At 74.4% G+C, this 16,310-nt stretch carries 7 protein-coding genes; all 7 read right to left on the bottom strand.

The genetic code is table 11. The features are described 5' to 3' along the window. Positions 1-6: 6 nt before the first annotated feature. The 7 genes from C6W10_RS21140 to C6W10_RS21110 all read right to left on the bottom strand — a co-directional run bounded on the left by C6W10_RS21140 (position 7) and on the right by C6W10_RS21110 (position 16,310). Entirely contained in the window at positions 7-279 is a 273-nt protein-coding gene (locus C6W10_RS21140; RefSeq protein WP_159079098.1) for a phosphopantetheine-binding protein, read from the bottom strand. A gap of 80 nt (positions 280-359) precedes the next feature. Then, positions 360-3,386, bottom strand: a complete 3,027-nt coding sequence (locus tag C6W10_RS21135; protein ID WP_159104690.1) for a non-ribosomal peptide synthetase — start codon at positions 3,384-3,386, stop codon at positions 360-362. Between the two features lie 83 nt (positions 3,387-3,469). Then, a complete protein-coding gene (locus C6W10_RS21130; RefSeq protein ID WP_107259851.1) occupies positions 3,470-5,179 on the bottom strand; it encodes a class I adenylate-forming enzyme family protein in 1,710 nt (569 codons plus the stop codon). After that, a complete protein-coding gene (locus tag C6W10_RS21125) occupies positions 5,176-11,130 on the bottom strand; it encodes a non-ribosomal peptide synthetase (RefSeq protein WP_234361365.1) in 5,955 nt (1,984 codons plus the stop codon). Before C6W10_RS21125 ends, C6W10_RS21130 begins: the two co-directional genes overlap by 4 nt. Next, the gene (locus tag C6W10_RS21120; protein ID WP_107259849.1) at positions 11,127-14,213 is read right to left on the bottom strand and encodes a condensation domain-containing protein; all 3,087 of its coding nucleotides are present in this window, start codon (positions 14,211-14,213) and stop codon (positions 11,127-11,129) included. Before C6W10_RS21120 ends, C6W10_RS21125 begins: the two co-directional genes overlap by 4 nt. After that, entirely contained in the window at positions 14,206-14,955 is a 750-nt protein-coding gene (locus C6W10_RS37450; protein ID WP_159104689.1) for an HAD family phosphatase, read from the bottom strand. The genes C6W10_RS21120 and C6W10_RS37450 overlap by 8 nt, the downstream gene beginning before the upstream one ends. Continuing rightward, a complete protein-coding gene (locus C6W10_RS21110) occupies positions 14,952-16,310 on the bottom strand; it encodes a glycosyltransferase family 2 protein (RefSeq protein ID WP_107259847.1) in 1,359 nt (452 codons plus the stop codon). The genes C6W10_RS37450 and C6W10_RS21110 overlap by 4 nt, the downstream gene beginning before the upstream one ends.

Raw genomic sequence — 16,310 nt, 5'->3', positions numbered from 1 at the left:
CCGTCGTCACACCCCGCGCGAGTGCAGGTAGTCCGCCAGTGCGGGGACGGTGTCCAGCCCGGAGACGTCGTCGTCGGGCTCCACCACTACGCCGTAGCGGTGCTCGACGGCCTGGATCAGCCGCACGTAGCCGAGCGAGGTGAGGCCGAGCAGCCCGAGCGACTCGGGCTCGGCCAGGGCGTCCGCCGCACTGATCTGGCCGTCACTGGCCTCGACGACCAGGCCGGCGAGGTCGTGGTGCAGCTCGGAGACGGTCACCCGGGCTCCTCCGGTCGTCACTCCTGCTCCTCCTGCCGCAACCCCTGCTCCTCGGGTCGTCACTCCTGCTCCTCCTGCCGCCACTCCTGCTCCTCGGGTCGTCACTCCTGCTCCTCCTGTCGCAACTCCTCGATGGAGCTGACCACCCCGTCGACGGTCGGGGTGTCGAAGAAGACGTCGAACGGCACCTCGACGCCGAGCGCCTTCCGGATCCGGGCGGTGATCTGCATGATCGTCAGCGAGTGGCCGCCGAGGTCGAAGAGGCTGTCCTGCGGGCCGATCTCGTCGACCCGCAGTACCTCCTGCCAGATGCCGGCCACGATCCGGGTCAGGGCCACGCTCTCCGGCGTGCCGGCAGGCTCGACCTCGGTGGCCGGCGGCGTGCCGTCGGTCCGCTCCGGGGTCGGCAGGGCGGCCCGGTCGAGCTTGCCCGCCGGGGTACGGGGCAGCCGGTCCAGCCACCGGAGATCCCTCGGGATCATGTAGCGGGGCAGCGTACCGGCGACGTGCGCGCGGACCGGCGCCAGCTCGCCCGCGCCGACCAGGTAGGCCACCAGCTCGCCGTCCCGGACCGCCACCGCCGCCTCGACGACCCCCGGCGCGTCGAGCAACGACCGCTCGACCTCGCCCAGCTCGATCCGGTGCCCGCGCAACTTGATCTGGTTGTCGGCCCGGCCGAGGAACTCGACAGTTCCGTCCGCACCGAGCCGTACCCGGTCACCGGTGCGGTAGCGCCGCCGGCCGGTACCGTCCGGCACGAACCGCTCTGCGGTGAGTTCCGGCCGCCCCCGGTAGCCCCGGGCCAGCCCGGCACCGCCGATGCAGAGTTCGCCGGGTACCCCGACCGGCACCGGACGGAGCCGGGCGTCCAGGACGTGCAGCGTGGTGTTGGCGATCGGGCCGCCGATGGTGACCCGGGACGGGTCGGCCGGGATCTCGACGGCGGTGGACCAGATGGTGGTCTCCGTCGGGCCGTAGACGTTGACCAGGCGGTCGACGAGCGGGCGCAGCCGCCGGGCGAGCGGGAGCGGCAGCGCCTCCCCGCCGCTGAGCGCGGTGATCGGGGCGCCGGCCCAGCCCGCGTCGAGCAGCAGTTGCCAGCTCGACGGGGTGGCCTGCACGTGGGTGATCCCGGCGTCCCGGACGAGTCGGCCGAGCGCGGCGCCCTCCCGGGCGGTCGCGTCGGCGGCCACCACCACCCGGCCGCCGGTGCAGAGCGGCGCGAAGAGTTCGAGTCCGCTGATGTCGAAGGAGATGGTGGTCTGGTGCAGCCAGCGGTCGGCCGGATCGGCACCGAGCAGCTCGGTCATCGCGGTGACCAGGTTGAGCAACGCCGGGTGGCCGATCTCGACGCCCTTCGGGCGGCCGGTCGAACCGGAGGTGTAGATGACGTAGCCGAGCCCGTCCGGGTCGATGGCGGTCGGCGGTGTCTCCGGCTCACCGGCGAAGGCGGCCAGACCGTCGAGCGGCAGCAGCTCGACGGGTACCCCGCCGAGCGTGGCGGTCGCCTCGGCGTGCCCGAGGACCAGCTTCACTCCAGCGTCGCCGACGATGAACTCCAGCCTGCTCGCCGGATAGCCCGGATCCAGCGGGAGGTAGCCGGCCCCGGCGGCGAGGATCCCCAGCACACCGGCGACGAGTTCGACGCCCCGGCGGGGGCAGAGTCCCACCAGGTCACCGGCGGCGACGCCGTGCCGGCGCAGCCCGTGGCCGATCCGGTGCGCGGCGGCGACCAGCTCGCGGTAGCTCAGGGTGCCGTCGTCGGCGTGCACCGCCACCGCGTCCGGGCTGGCCTCGGCGGCCGCCCGGACCAGGTCGAGCACGGTGCTGGCCGGGCGCGGTCGCGCGGTGGCGTTCAACCGGTCCAGCAGCGCCAGCTCCGCCGGGACGAGCAGGTCGAGGTCGCCGACCGGGCGGTCGGGCTCGGCCAGCGCCGCGCCGAGCAGGGTACGCAGGTGTCCGGCGATCCGCTCGGCGTCCGCGACCGAGAGCAGCCGGGCCGGTACGAGCATCCGCCCGGTCAGCCCGCCCGGCGCGTCGACCAGGTGCAGGTGCAGGGCGCTGCGTACCGTCGCCGGTACGAGCAGCCAGTCCACATCGGACACACTTTCGACCAGCCGTCGGTAGCTGACCGAGACCGGTGCCATCGCCGGCCGGGGCGGCAGGCCGGGCAGGGCACGCCCGAGCGGTACCTCCCGGTGCCGGTAGACGGCCCGGGCCTCGGCCCGTACCGTGCGGACCAGCTCGGCGAAGGGGGCCGCCAGGTCGACGCCGATGGTCACCGGCAGCTCGTTGACCCACATCCCGAGTTCGTGTGCGGTCTGCGGGGACCGGGTAGAGAGGTCGACGGCGACCGAGGCGGTGCCGTTGCCGTAGCGGGCGAGTACCACGTGCACGGCGGTGAGCAGCACTTCGAACCGGGTCACCCCGAGCGCCGCCGCCCCGGCGGTCAACGCGGCGTCCAGCTCACCGCCCCAGTCGAGGTCGAGTCGGGTGGCGGGTTCGGCGGCGGTCGGCGTACCGGTCAGTCCCGGCAGCAGTACCTCGTCGGCCGGTGCCGGGCGGGCGGACCAGAAGTCGCGGGCCGCCGGGAGCGCCTCGGCGATCCGGTCGGCCTGTGCGCGTACGGCGGCGGTCAGCCCGGCCGGCGATCCGGCGCCGAGCGGCCGGCCGGCGAGCGCCTCGGCCAGGTCGGCGACGAGGATGTCCTTGCCGCCGCCGTCGAGCACCAGATGGTGGCCGACGACCAGCACCACCGTGCGACCGTCGTCGACCCGCAGTGCCACGCAGCGGGCGAGCGGGTCGGCGATGAGGTCGAAGCCGACGGCGAGTTCGGCGGCGACGGCGGAGCCGAGCGCCTCCGCCCCGACCGCCCGGTGCGCGACCGGCGCCGGGTCGGTGCGGGTCAGCAGCGCCGCGCCGTCCGCCTCGGCCACGGTCGCGGCGAGCAGCGGATGCCGGCCGGTCAGCGCGACCCAGGCCCGCTCCAGCACCGCCGGTTCCACCGGCTCCGGCACGGTCAGCGCCACCGCCAGCAGGTACGCCGTCGACGCGCCGCCGGCCCGCTCGGTGAACCAGACGCCCTGCTGGGCCAGGGTCATCGGCACCTCGACAGGCGAATCCGCCACCGCACCGGCTCCGTCGGGTCCGGCGCCGACGACCGGGGCGCGGGCACCGGACGGCTCGGCTGGCAGGAGGTTCGGTGCCTGGGTCATGGCCTCGCCGTTCTCTCTGGTGCTGCCTCCGGTGGGCAGCCGCTCGGATGCGCCGGAGTCGGGTCGGGCTGGTCGAAGAGCGCCCGCAGGCGGTGTTTGACCACCTTGCCGCCGGCGTTGCGGGGCAGTTCGTCGACGTGGACGATCCGGCTGGGCTGCTCGTGCCCGGCCAGCCGGCTGGCGAGGAACCCGCGTACCTCGGCGAGGCGCAGCGGGCGGGTGGTCACCAGCGCGGCCACCGGGGTGGTCCCGAGTACCGGATCGGGCAGGCCGAAGACGGCGGCCTCGACGATCTCGGGGTGCTCGTGCAGGGCCGCCTCGACCGCGACCGTGGAGACCTTGTCCGCACCACTCTTGATGACGTCGCTCTCCCGGTCGACGAGGTAGAGGTAGCCGTCGGCGTCGAGATAGCCGACGTCGCCCATCCGGGTCCAGCCGTCCCGGAACACCCGCCGGGTCGCCGCCGGATCGTCGTGATAGGACCGGGCGGTACCCGCGGCGCGCAGCCACACCTCGCCGGTCACCCCGGCGGGGCAGGGCCGGCCGGCCTCGTCGCGGACCTGGAGCGCGCCACCGGCGACCACCCTGCCCAGCGCGGCCGGGCGATCGGGCTCGAAGACCACGCTGGTCTGGGTCGGCGCCGCCTCCGTCGAGGTGTAGTAGTTGACGATGGTGGCGCCGGGCAGCGCGACCGCCAGTCCGGTCGCCACGGCGGGTGGCAGGACGGCGGCGGTCGAGCCGAGCAGCACCACGCTGCTCAGGTCGTACCGCTCCAGTGCCCCCGAGCGGAGCAGTTCGATCGCCATCGCCGGCACCACGAAGACGCTCCCCACCCCGTGCCGCTCGATCAGCCGGGCGAAGTGGTCCGGGCCGAACCGGGCCGTCACCAGCATCCCGGCGTGCGCATCGAGGGCGTTGAAGAGCATGGTCTGGCCGGCGTTGGTGCCGATCGGAAAGGCGTGCAGGAACTGCCGGGAGTGGGCCAGCGCCCGCAGCGGCGGATCGAGCCGGCAGCCGTGGGTCAGGTTGGCGTGCGTCGCGGTGACCCCCTTGGGCCGACCGGTCGTGCCGGAGGTGTAGAGGATCTGTGCCGGGTCACCGGGTCGGGGTCCGGCCGTCGGTGCCGCCCCGGGCAGTTCCGCGTCGGGTAGCGCCGCCCCGGGCAGCTCCGCTCCGGGCAGCTCCGCTCCGGGCAGCTCCGCGTCGGGCAGCCCCGCGACGTCGTCGGGGCCCCAGCGGAGCCGGATCGGCACGTCGGGCAGCTTCGCGGTCGGCCCGTGCAGCAGCGCCGTCGCTCCACTGTGGTCCAGCATGTACGCCAGTTCCGCCGGGGCGCTGCGGGTGGAGAGCGGCACCGCCACCGCGGCGGCGGCGAGTACCCCGGTGTAGGAGCAGGCGTACCCGATCCAGTCCTGGGCGCCGTAGAGCAGCCCGACCCGGTCCCCGGGGCGTACCCCCGCCGCCCGCAGCCCGGCGGCGATCGCCCGGGTCCGGGCCTGCCAGGTGCCCAGGTCGAGGCTGGCCGCGCCCTGGCTGACGGCGACGTGCGACGGTTCGGTGCCGGCCCGGGCGGCGAGCAGTTGCGGCACGGTCAGCGCGACCCGACCGACCCCGCCCGGCCGACGGCCGACGGTCCGCCGCGCCCCGCCGTCGGTGGCGACGCCGCGTCCCGCACCGGCGGCGCCTCCGGCCGAGGTGTCGCTCATCGGGCCGCCACCCGCTCGGTGGCCGGCGGCTGCGCCCCGCCCGGCTGCGTTCCAGCCGGCTGCGTCCCGGCGGGCTGCGTTCCGGCCGGCTGCGTTCCACCGGGCTGCGCATCCGACTCCGCCTGGCACCGCGTTCCGGGCTGCGCCCCGGGCTGCGTTTCGGCGAGCTGGGCGGACACGGCCCGGTGGCGCAGCGCCTCCACGCCCACCTGGTCGTCCGGCTGGGCGTCCGGGACCTCGTCGTCGAAGCGGGCGATCCGGGGCAGCCGCATCGCCACCAGCGCCACCGCCGCGATGGCGACCGCGAGCAGCAGGTAGAGCAGGCCGATGCCCCGGCCGTGCCCGACCCCGATGACCCGGCCGACCGTGCCGGCGAGCAGCCCCTCCGGGGCCATCAGCGGTTCGAGGAGGCGGGAACCGACCGGGCCGACCAGGGTCCAGCCGATCGGCAGGGTGGACCAGGCGATGACGGTGTTGATCGCGAAGACCCGGCCGTGGAACCGCTGTGGGATCTTGACCTGCACGATCGTGGTGTAGACGCCGTTGAGCAGCACCAGCCACATCGAGATGCCGAACGCGCCGACTGCGATCACCCACAGCGTCGGCCGCAGGCCGATGACCAGGCAGAAGGCGGCCAGCACCAGCGTGCAGCAGAGCACGGTGAAGAGCCGGCGATGCCGGGGGCCGCCCCAGATGCTCATCGCCAGGCCGCCGAGGAACGCCCCGACGCCGCCCGCGACCGAGACCTGGGCCACCTGGTCGATGCCGGCGAAGGCCAGCACCAGCGGCGTCAGCATCATGAACAGCGGCGACAGGAACACGTTGAGGCTCATGAAGAAGAGCAGCAGTGACCGGAAGCCCCGGTGCCCCCAGGAGAGGCGCAGCCCCTCGCGGATCTCGGCGGTCAGGCTCTCCCGGCGCCGCCACGCCAGGGTCCGGGGGAAGCGCACCAGCAGCACGATGACGATCGCGGCGGCGTAGCTGAGCACGTCGATCACGAGGATGCCGCCGAGGTCGATCACGGCGAGCAGCGCCACCGAGAGCAGCGGCATCATGATGGTGGCGACGCCGGTCACCATCTGGACGACCCCGTTGGCGTGCCCGAGGTACTGCTTCGGCACCAACTGCGCGATGGCCGAGTTGTAGGCGAGGCGCTGGAAGGTGAGCGACACCGACAGCAACGCGATCAGCGGATAGATGTGCCACACCTGGAGCGACCCGGTCCAGAGCAGGACGCCGAGCAGGAGCTGCGTGCCACCCGCGCCGACGTCGCCGCAGAGGATCACCGCACGTCTGCTGTACCTGTCGACGACGGCTCCGGCCACCGGCAGCACCAGTAGCCCGGGGACGAGCCCGGCGACGGCGAGCAGCGCGAAGTTCAGCAGCGACCCGGTCTCCTTGAGTACCCAGAGCGGCAGGGCCACGTCGGTGAGGGTCGAGCCGAGGATGGAGACGAGCTGGGCGAGCGCGATGACCAGGAAACGCCCCATGCTGGGCTGCGGCCCGGCTGGGGCGACCCGGTCGGCGGACCGGGAGGTGTCGTGCAGCCACCAGGTCGGCTCTGTACCGCGCGCCGGCCGGGTCAGCGGCTCGGTCCGCTCCGCCAGCACGGCGGGGTCGACGGTGGTGACGATCTCGGCCAGCTCGTCGGCCCGCCACCTGAGGAAGAAGTGCCCGGCCTCGTCGAGTACGACGACGGCGGCGCGGTCGGTCAGGAAGTGCCACTCGGTGAACCGTTCGGCGTAGAACTCGGTCGCCGGGTCCCGCTCGCCGGCCACCGTGATGACGGGCGCGCGGAGCCGCTCGGTGCCGGCGTGCATCAGCTGGGTGAAGTACGCCTCGGCGCTGTCGGAGTCCCGGCGCATGTTCCGGATGATCTGGCGGGCCTGGCCCGGCTCGATGTCGCTCATGTCGACGCCCATCGAGGTCAACCAGTTGGCGTAGACCCGGTCGGAACGGAGCGACTCCATCCGGGTCAGCCGGGACAGTGCGGTCCAGACCCGGCTGCGTGGCCGGGCGAACGGGAAGATCGCTCCGATGTAGACGGCGTCGAGGTCCCGCCCGCGCTGCTCCAGCCGGCGGGCGATCTCGACGGTGAGCGCCGAGCCGACCCCGCAGTGGCCGTAGAGCGCCAGTGGCCCGTCGACCTTCGCCAGGATCTCCTCGGTGCAGCGCTCGGCCAGTTCGTCGAAGGGGAGTGCGGCCTCGTCCAGGCCGATGTCGTGGCCGGGGATGGCGACGGAGAAGAGCCGGTGCCCGGCCGGCAGCGCGTCGGCGAGCGGCTGGTAGACCACGGCGCTGCCGCCGCCGTACGGCACGCAGACCAGGGTGCGTACCCGCTGCGCGGCGGGCACCGGGCGGGTCAGCTCGTGCACCAGGTCCCGGGGGGCGCGCTGCTCCGGCGGGGCGGCGACGAGCCGGGCCAGCTCGCGTACGGTGCGGTGGGTGAAGAGGTCCAGCACGGAGACGCCGGCACCGGCGGCCCGGCGCAGCCGCGCGACGACCTGCACGGCGAGCAGCGAGTGCCCGCCGAGGTCGAAGAAGTCGTCGTCGAGGCCGACCCTCGGCACGTCGAGCACCTCGGTCCAGACCTCGGCGACCAGCACCTCGGTGGCCGTCTCCGGTGCGACGTAGGGGGCGTCGAGGTCGCGTCCCCGGGGCGGGGCCGGCAACCGCCGCCGGTCCAGTTTGCCGTTCGGGCTCAGCGGCAGCTCGGGCAGCTCGACGAAGGCCGCCGGCACCATGTAGTCGGGCAGCCGCCGCTTGAGGGCGAGCCGGAGCGCGGCGACATCCACCGGGGCGGACCCGACCAGGTACGCCGCCAGCCGCCGGTCGCCCGGACTCTCCTCGCGGACGACGACGGCGGCGTCGCGTACCCCGGGCTGGTCACGCAGCGCCACCTCGATCTCGCCCAGCTCGATCCGCAGGCCGCGCAGCTTCACCTGCCCGTCGAGCCGGCCGAGGAAGTCGAGTGTCCCGTCCGGCCGCCACCGGGCCAGGTCGCCGGTGCGGTAGCGGCGCTCGCCGTCCGGGCCGGTGCCGAACTTCTCGGCGGTCAGCTCGGGTCGGTTGAGGTAGCCGTGCGCCAGCCCCACCCCGGCCAGGTGCAGTTCGCCCGGTACGCCCACCGGCAGCGGCTCGCCCCGCTCGTCGAGGACGTACACCCGGATGTTGTCGATCGGTGCGCCGATCGGCACCCGGGCGGCGCCGGTCAGCTTCTCGGCGGTGCAGTGGTACGCGGTGACGTCGATGGCGGCCTCGGTCGGCCCGTACAGGTTGTGCAGCTCGGCGTCGGGCAGCGCGGCGAGGGCGTGCAGCGCCAGGTCGACCGGGAGTTCCTCGCCGCTACAGACGATCCGCCGCAGCGACCGGCACCGCCCGATCCCCTCCTCGGTCAGGAACACCGTCAGCATCGACGGCACGAAGTGCACCGTGCTGACCTGCTCGGCCACGATCAGGTCGCGCAGGTAGCCGGCGTCCCGGTGCCCGTCCGGCCGGGCCAGCACCAGCCGGGCGCCGGCCAGCAGCGGCCAGAAGAACTCCCAGACGGAGACGTCGAAGCCGGCCGGTGTCTTCTGCAACACGGTTTCCGTCGCGGTCAGGCCGTAGCGGCGCTGCATCCAGTGCAGCCGGTTGACCACGCCGCGGTGGCCGTTGAGCACCCCCTTGGGCTGCCCGGTCGAGCCGGAGGTGTAGATCACGTAGGCGGGGTCGTCCGGCCCGGCCAGCGGTTCGGGGGCGGTGCCGGGAGCGCCCGCCCAGTAGGCCGGGTCGTCGAGGGCCAGCACCGGCCGGTCGGTCGGCGGCAACGCGGTCGCAGCCGCCCCGGCGGTGAGTACGGCCACCGGGTCGGCGTCGGCGAGCATGAAGCCGAGCCGTTCGGCCGGGTGGTCCGGATCCAGCGGCAGGTACGCCGCACCCGAGACGAGTACGCCGAGCAGCGCGACGACCAGCTCCGGGCTCCGGTGTGCGCAGACGGCGACCAGCCGCCCCGGCCCGGCGCCGTGTTCGCGCAGCCGGTGCGCGACCCGGTTCGCCCGCTCGGCCAGCTCCCGGTAGCTCAGCGTCGTCCCCTCGAAGGTGACGGCCGGCGCCTCCGGGGTGGCGGCGGCGCTGGCCTGGACCAGCTCGTGCAGGGTCGCCTGCTCCGGGAAGTCGGCGGCGGTGTCGTTCCAGGTGACCACTACCTCTTCCCGGGCCGCTCCGCCGAGGGTGAGCAGGCGGTGCAGCGGCCGGTCCGGGTCGCGGGCGACCTCGTGCACGAACTCGACGAAGGTGTCGGCGATCCGCTCGACCGTCTCGGCGTCGAAGAGGTCGCGGCGGTAGACGAAGGCGCCGGAGAGCGTCTCCCCGGCCAGCAGGTCCAGCTCCAGGTCGAACCGGGTCGCCACCGCCTCGACGACGAAGGGCGCCACCGAAAGCGCGGTGTTCGCCCCGCCCGGGGAGCGCGGGGAGACCGGTGGTGGCGACGACGCGGCGGGGGTCCGCATCGAGAGCGCGACCTGGAAGATCGGCGAACGGCCGACGTCGCGCGGCACGTCCAGCTCGGTGACCAGCTCCTCGAACGGCAGCTCCTGGTGGGCGTACCCGTCCAGCACGGTGTCCCGGACCCGGGCGACCAGCTCGGGAAAGCTCGGGTCGCCGCTGGTGTCGACCCGGGTGACCAGCATGTTGACGAACATGCCGATCATCGGCTCCAGCTCGGCATGGCTGCGCCCGGCCTGCGGTGACCCGACGGCGAAGTCGTGCTGCCGGGCGAACCGGGCCAGCACCGCCGCGTAGGCGGCGAGCACCACCATGAAGAGGGTGGCGCCGTGGTCCAGCGCCAGCCGGCGCAGCGCCGCCGTCGACCCGGCGTCCAGGTGCACGCCGACCGGCGCGCCCCGGAAGGTCGGCTCCGCGGGGCGCGGCCGGTCGGTCGGCAGCTCCAGTGGGGGTACCCCGGACAGCCGGGTCCGCCAGTAGCCGACGTCGCGGTCCCGGGTACCGTCGGCGAGCCGCTGCCGCTGCCGTTCCCGCTGCCAGAGCGCGTAGTCGCCGTACTGCCGCCGCAGCGGCGGGAGGGGAGCGGCCGGGGTGCCCCGCCCGGCATCACCGGCGGCGGCGAGCAGGGTGAGCACCTCGCCGACGAGCAGCTCGGCCGACCAGCCGTCGCAGACGATGTGGTGCACGGTGAGCGCGAGTACGTGATCGTCGGGGTCGACGGCGTAGAGCGCGGCGCGCAGCAGCGGACCCCGGGCCAGGTCGAACGGTTCGGCCAGCCGGGCCTGTACGGCCGTACGCACCCACGCCTCCCGGGCCGCCAGGTCGGCACCGGCCGCCTCGACCACCTCCAGCCGGATCGACACGGTGTCGTCGATGTGCAGCACCGGCCGGCCGTCGGCGGTGGCGTCGAAGCGCATTCGCAGGCTCTCGTGCCGCGCCGCGACCGTCCGGAGGGCGGCCTCCAGCGCGGTCGCGTCGAGCGTCCCGTGCAGCCGGAGTACCACCGGGACGGTGTACGCGGCGGTGCCGGGCGCGTACTGCTCCATGAACCAGAGCCGCTCCTGGGCGAACGAGAGCGGCACCGTGGTCCCCGGCGACCGGGCCGGGACGACCTCGGCCGGCGCGACCGCCGGCCTGAGCCGGGCGGCGAGCAGCGACCGTTTGGTGGCGGAGAGCTGGCCGGGAACGCCGGCTGTGGCGCCACCCGGCGGGGTGGTGCTCGACGGGGTAGTACCCGGCGTGGCGGTGGCTGGCGTGGCGGTGGCTGGCGTGGCGCTGGCTGGCGTGGCGGTGCTTGGCGTGGCGGTGGCTGGCGTGGCGCTGGCTGGCGTGGCGGTGCTTGGCGTGGCGGTGGCTGGCGTGGCGCTGGCTGGTGTGGTGGTGGCTGGCGTGGCGGTCTCCGCCCGGCGCCGGCCGGCGATGCCGGGCTCCGGTGCGGTCGGGTGCGGCTGGACGCGGCCGGTCACGGTGCCCCCGTCCGGGCGGCGGCGAGTTGTGCCGCCGCCTCGTCCTCGGTGAGCCGGTCGATCTCGGCGACGAGTGCCGCCTCGACCGCGCGGGCGAAGCCGGCGACGGTGGGATGCTGGAACAGCAGCCGCACCGGCAGGTCCAGGCTGACGGCCGCCCGCAGCCGGGCGATCACCCGGACGGCGAGCAGCGAGTGCCCGCCGAGGGCGAAGAAGTCGTCGGCCGCGCCGACCCGGTCGACCGGGAGCAGCTCGGCGAAGATCCCGGCGACCAGTTCCTCCGCGTCGGTCCGGGGTGCCTCGAACGCGACCCGGGCCTCGTCGACGATCGACGGCACCGGCAGCGCCGCCGTGTCGACCTTGCCGTGCGGGGTCAGCGGCAGCGCGGCCAGCGGCACCAGCACGCTCGGCACCAGCGGCGCGGGGAGACGCTCGACGGCGTGGGCCCGGATCTCGGCCACGGCGGCGGTGCCGGTCACGTACCCGACCAGCGTCCCGCCGAGCGCGGTGACCACGGCCTGGCCCACCTCCGGATGCCCGGTCAGCACCGCCTCGACCTCGCCCGGCTCGACCCGTACCCCGCGTATCTTGAGCTGCCGGTCGAGGCGGCCGAGGAACTCGAGTACGGGTTCGTCCCGGCGCCAGCGGGCCCGGTCGCCGGTGCGGTAGAGCCGCCCGCCGCCGTACGGGTCGGGGCGGAACCGCTCGGCGGTCAGGTCGGGCCGGCCGAGATAGCCGTCGGCGAGCCCGGCACCGGCCAGGCAGAGTTCACCGACCGCCCCCCGGGGCACGAGCCGCCCCGCCTCGTCGAGCAGGTACGCCCGGACCCCGCCGACCGGGCGCCCGATCGGTGGCCGGCGAGCGGTGTCGGCGGCCCCGAGGTCGATCGCAGTGGCGATGATCGTCGCCTCGGTCGGCCCGTACGTGTTGGTCAGCCGGATCCGGTCGCCGTGCCGGTCGCGCCAGCGGGTGACCGCCGCCGCGTCCACCTGTTCCCCGCCGAGGATCACCAGCCGCAGCGCGGCCGGCCAGTCCGGTACGAGGCCCAGCAGCTCCTGCCAGTACGCGGTCGGCAGGTCGAGTACCGTGATCGCCGGGTCGGCGGCGAGCAGTTCCGGCAGCGACTGTGCACCGTCGGGGAGCAGCACCAGGGTGCCGCCGGTGGCCAGGGTGGGCCAGATCTCCTCGGCGTGGGTGTCGAAGCTCGGCTCGGCGAACTGCACGACCCGGTCGGTGCCGGTCAGCCGGTAGGCGTCGATCATCCAGCCGACGCGTGCGGCCAGGGCGGCGCGGCCGACGAGTACCGGTTTCGGGGTACCCGTCGAGCCGGAGGTGAAGAGGACGTAGCCGGGGTCGGGCACCCGGGTCGGCGCGGTCGAGCCGGGCCGGAGACCCTCGACGGTGAGTACGGCGGCGACGGCGGCCTGCTCGACCAGCGCCGCCCGGCGCCGGGGCGGCAGTCCCGGGTCGACCGGCAGGTAGCCGGCGCCGACCCGCCAGGTCGCCAGCAGGGCGACGACCAGGTCGGGGCCGCGCGGCAGGCTCACCCCGACGAGCTGGCCGGGCCGGACCCCGGCGGCCCGCAGCGCGTCGGCCAGCTCGCCGGCACGTGCCCAGAGTTCCCGGTAGCTGACCTGGTCGGCGCCGCTGACCAGGGCGATCGCCTCGGGTGTGGTGTCGACCGCCCCGGCGATGCGGGCGAGCAGCGGCGGGCCGTCGGCGAGGACGGGGCCGGTGCCGATCCGCATCAACTCGGCCCGGGCCGCCTCGTCGACCAGCGGTAGCGCCCGGACCGGGGTGTCCGGGTCGGCCAGCACGGCGCGCAGCACGGCGCCGAACCGGTCGGCCAGCTCGTCGGCGGTGGCCGGGTCGAACAGGTCGGCGCTACAGGTGAGCAGGATGTCCATCCGGACGTCGTCGGACCGGCTGTTGATCGCCGTCGAGCTGACGAAGACGTCCATGGCGACGTCGGTGACGGTGCGCCGCGACCCCTCCCCGAACGCCTCGACGGTGAGCCCCTGGAAACCCTCGAAGCCGGTCGCCGAGACGTCCATCGTGGAGTGCAGGGTGAAGGCGGCCTGGAAGAGCGGGTTGCGGCTCGGGTCGCGCGGCAGGTCGAGGTCGGCGACGAGCTGCTCGAACGGGATCTCCTGGTGGGCGAAGGCGGCCAGGCAGGTCGCCCGGGTCCGCAGCACCAGGTCGCGCAGCGTGACGTCACCGGAGAGGTCGCCGCGGAGCACCAGCATCCGGGTGAAGTAGCCGAAGACCGACTCCGCCGCCACGTCGTCGCGGCCGGCGACCGGGGTACCGACACAGATGTCGTGTTGACCGCTGGCCTGCGCCAGGGTCAGTTGGTAGACCGTCATCAGCAGCATGAACGGGGTGCAGCGCAGGTGCCGTGCCGCCTGTTGCACCGAGGTCCACAGCTCGGCGCCGCACTCGCGGACCACCGCAACGCCCGCCGAGGTGCGTACCGCCGGGCGTGGCCGGTCCAGCGGCAGTTCGAGTACCGGTGGCCGGGCCAGCGCCGTCCGCCAGTAGCCGAGTGCCGCCTCGTCGACGGCCTGCGCGGCGCGGGCGTGGTCGAGGTAGCGCAGGCCGGGGGCGGCGGGTTCGACTCCCCGGTACGCCTCGGCGACCTGCCGGTAGAGCAGGTTCATCGACCAGCCGTCCCCGACGATGTGGTGCACGGCGGTGCAGAGCACGTGTCTGCGCGCGTCCAGGCGCAGCAGGCCGACCCGGATCAGATGCCCCTCGGCGAGGTCGAACGGGCGACCGATCAGCTCCTCGACGGCCCGCCGGGCCTCGTCCTCGCTCGACACCTCGACCAGCCGTACGGGTGTCGGCCGTGCCGCCAGCACCTCCTGGACCGGTACGCCGCCGGACTCGACGAACCGGGTCCGCAGGCTCTCGTGCCGGGCGATCACGGTGTCGAGGGCGTCGACCAACCGCTCGACGTCGAGGTCGCCCCGGAGCAGCACCGTGGTGGAGATGGTGTACGCGGGGTCGCCCGGGTCGAGCCGGTCGAGGAACCAGAGGCGCCGCTGTGCCGGGGTCAGCGGTGCCCGATCGTGTTCAGCCATGACGTGCCCGCCCCCCGTGGACCGGCTCCGGGACGGCGGGTCCCAGCAGGCGGTCCAGCAGTCGCGGCAGCTCCGGGTGCTGCCAGTCCGGGAAGACCGCCGCCGCTCCGGCCGCCCCGATCCTCTCCAGGTAACCCCGGTCCGGCACGGTGGGCATCGCCACCACCGGACTGCCGGCCGACCGGGCGGCGGTGATGCCGGTGACCGAGTCCTCGAAGACCAGTTGACTCGCCGGGGGGACACCGAGCCGTCGCGCCGTTTCCCGGTAGACGTGCGGCGCCGGCTTCAGCTTTGGTACGTCCCGCGCCGTCACCACCCGGTCGGCGCCGAAGAGCGGGAGCAGCCCCGCCCGGCGCAGGATCCGCAGCGCGGTCCCGCGTTCGGTGACGGTGCCGACGGCCATCGGGACACCCCGACCGGCCAGCCGGTGCAGGATTTCGGTCACACCGCTGCGCGGCACGATCTCGTCGACGGCACCGACCAGCGAGGAGAAGTACCGGCGCTTCGCCGCGAGCACCTCGGCCGGCGAGACCCCGGTGCCGGACAGCGCGGCGACCTCCGCCGCCAGCCGGGCGTCGGGGCCGCCGACGAAGTGCGGGAGCCGGTGCAGCGCCTCGTCCCAGCTGAGCGCGACGCCGACCTCCCGGGCGGCCCGCAGCAGGGCGTCGTGGTGGAACCGTTCCAGGTCCACCAGGGTTCCGTCGAGGTCGAAGGCGACCGCCGACGGCCGGCTGCCCGTCACCGCCGGCCGCCAGCCGGCGCGGACCCGAGGTCGGGTGGTGCCGCCGTCGCCGACCCGGGGTGGGTGAGCCGGACGACGGCCATCTCGTCGTCCTGGTAGGAGACGACGGCGGAGTAGCGGGGCGTGAGCATGCCGAGGAGATAGTCCAGGTCGTCGAGCATGCCGATCCCGTCGGCCGGGTCCCGGCGGAGCCCCTTCGACAGCACCAGCAGCGCCACCCCGGCGATGCGGAGGCTGTCCAGGATCAGCGCGGAGAGGTCGATCGGGGTGAGCATGCGCCACAGGTCGAGGTGCACCACGTAGTCGAAGGAGCCGTCCGGGTACGGCGTCCGGACGCCGAACAGGTGCGGGTTCTCCGGCCCGTACGCGACGGCGTGGTCGATGCCGGTGATCCGGCCGGCCGACGCCGCGGTGCCGACGTCGTACCCGATCCAGAGACTGCTCGCCGCGTCCGGCAGGCCGACGGCCTTGCGCACGGCGTCGCCGGTGACCCGGGCCGGGTGGTCCCGGACGAACTCCCGGCACTCCTCGTAGAACGGCAGCGTCCGGGCGACCCGGCGGTGGTTGTCCGACGGGTGGGTGAAGAACTCGACGTCGTAGTGCCGGTATTTCTCGACGAGGTACGGCAGGACCGGCTTGGTCTTCTCCCACTCGGTCGCCCAGTCCCGGAAGTGCGGGGTGTGGTAGCAGAGGGCGTCCGGGTCGTAGCGGAAGCGGCTGCTGTCCCGACCGAAGTGCCGGTAGATCCGGTAGGTGAAGTCGGTGTCCTCGTATCCCCACTGCACGAACGCCTCGTCGAAGCCACCGACCTGGAGGTAAAGCTCGCGGGGGAGCGAGAGGTTGTGCGTGAAGCCGAACATCCAGCCGGTACGCCGGTAGACGTCGAAGCCGCCGCCGGCCCGCCCCGGCAGGTCGCGGTGGTCGCCCTCCATCGGCAGCAGGTCGGCCTCGTCGGGTATCGCCTGCCGCAGCCGGGCGAACGTCCCCCAGCTCGGCTCGATCCGCCGGCCGTAGACGACCTCGACGCACGCCCCGCCGGACCGGCGCAGGTGCCGTTCCACCAGGTCCGGGGCGGCGTAGGAGTCCGCGTCCATCAGCAGCAGCAGGTCGGCCCGGGACCGGGCCACCCCGGAGTTCCGGGCCGCCGACCGCCCCCGGTTGGCGTCGTGCCGGACGTACCGCAGTCGCAGGTCGGCCTCGTGCCGGCGGACCACCGCGCGGACGTCCTGGACCGAGGCGTCGTCGACCACGATCACCTCGAACCGGTCCCGGTCGGCGGTCTGCCGGGCGAGCGACCCGAGGGTCAGGTCCAGGCAGCTGACCTGGTTGTAGGTCGGCATGATCACGGAGAGCAC

Source organism: Plantactinospora sp. BB1 (assembly GCF_003030385.1).
In the GTDB taxonomy this organism is placed as follows: domain Bacteria; phylum Actinomycetota; class Actinomycetes; order Mycobacteriales; family Micromonosporaceae; genus Plantactinospora.
This window is presented reverse-complemented; position numbering and strand designations above follow the sequence as displayed.

What these genes read in the sequence shown, in the direction of transcription:
- C6W10_RS21130 (WP_107259851.1), bottom strand. Translation starts at nt 5,179, where the DNA reads ATGAGCGACACCTCGGCCGGAGGCGCCGCCGGTGCGGGACGCGGCGTC.
- C6W10_RS21120 (WP_107259849.1), bottom strand. Translation starts at nt 14,213, where the DNA reads ATGGCTGAACACGATCGGGCACCGCTGACCCCGGCACAGCGGCGCCTC.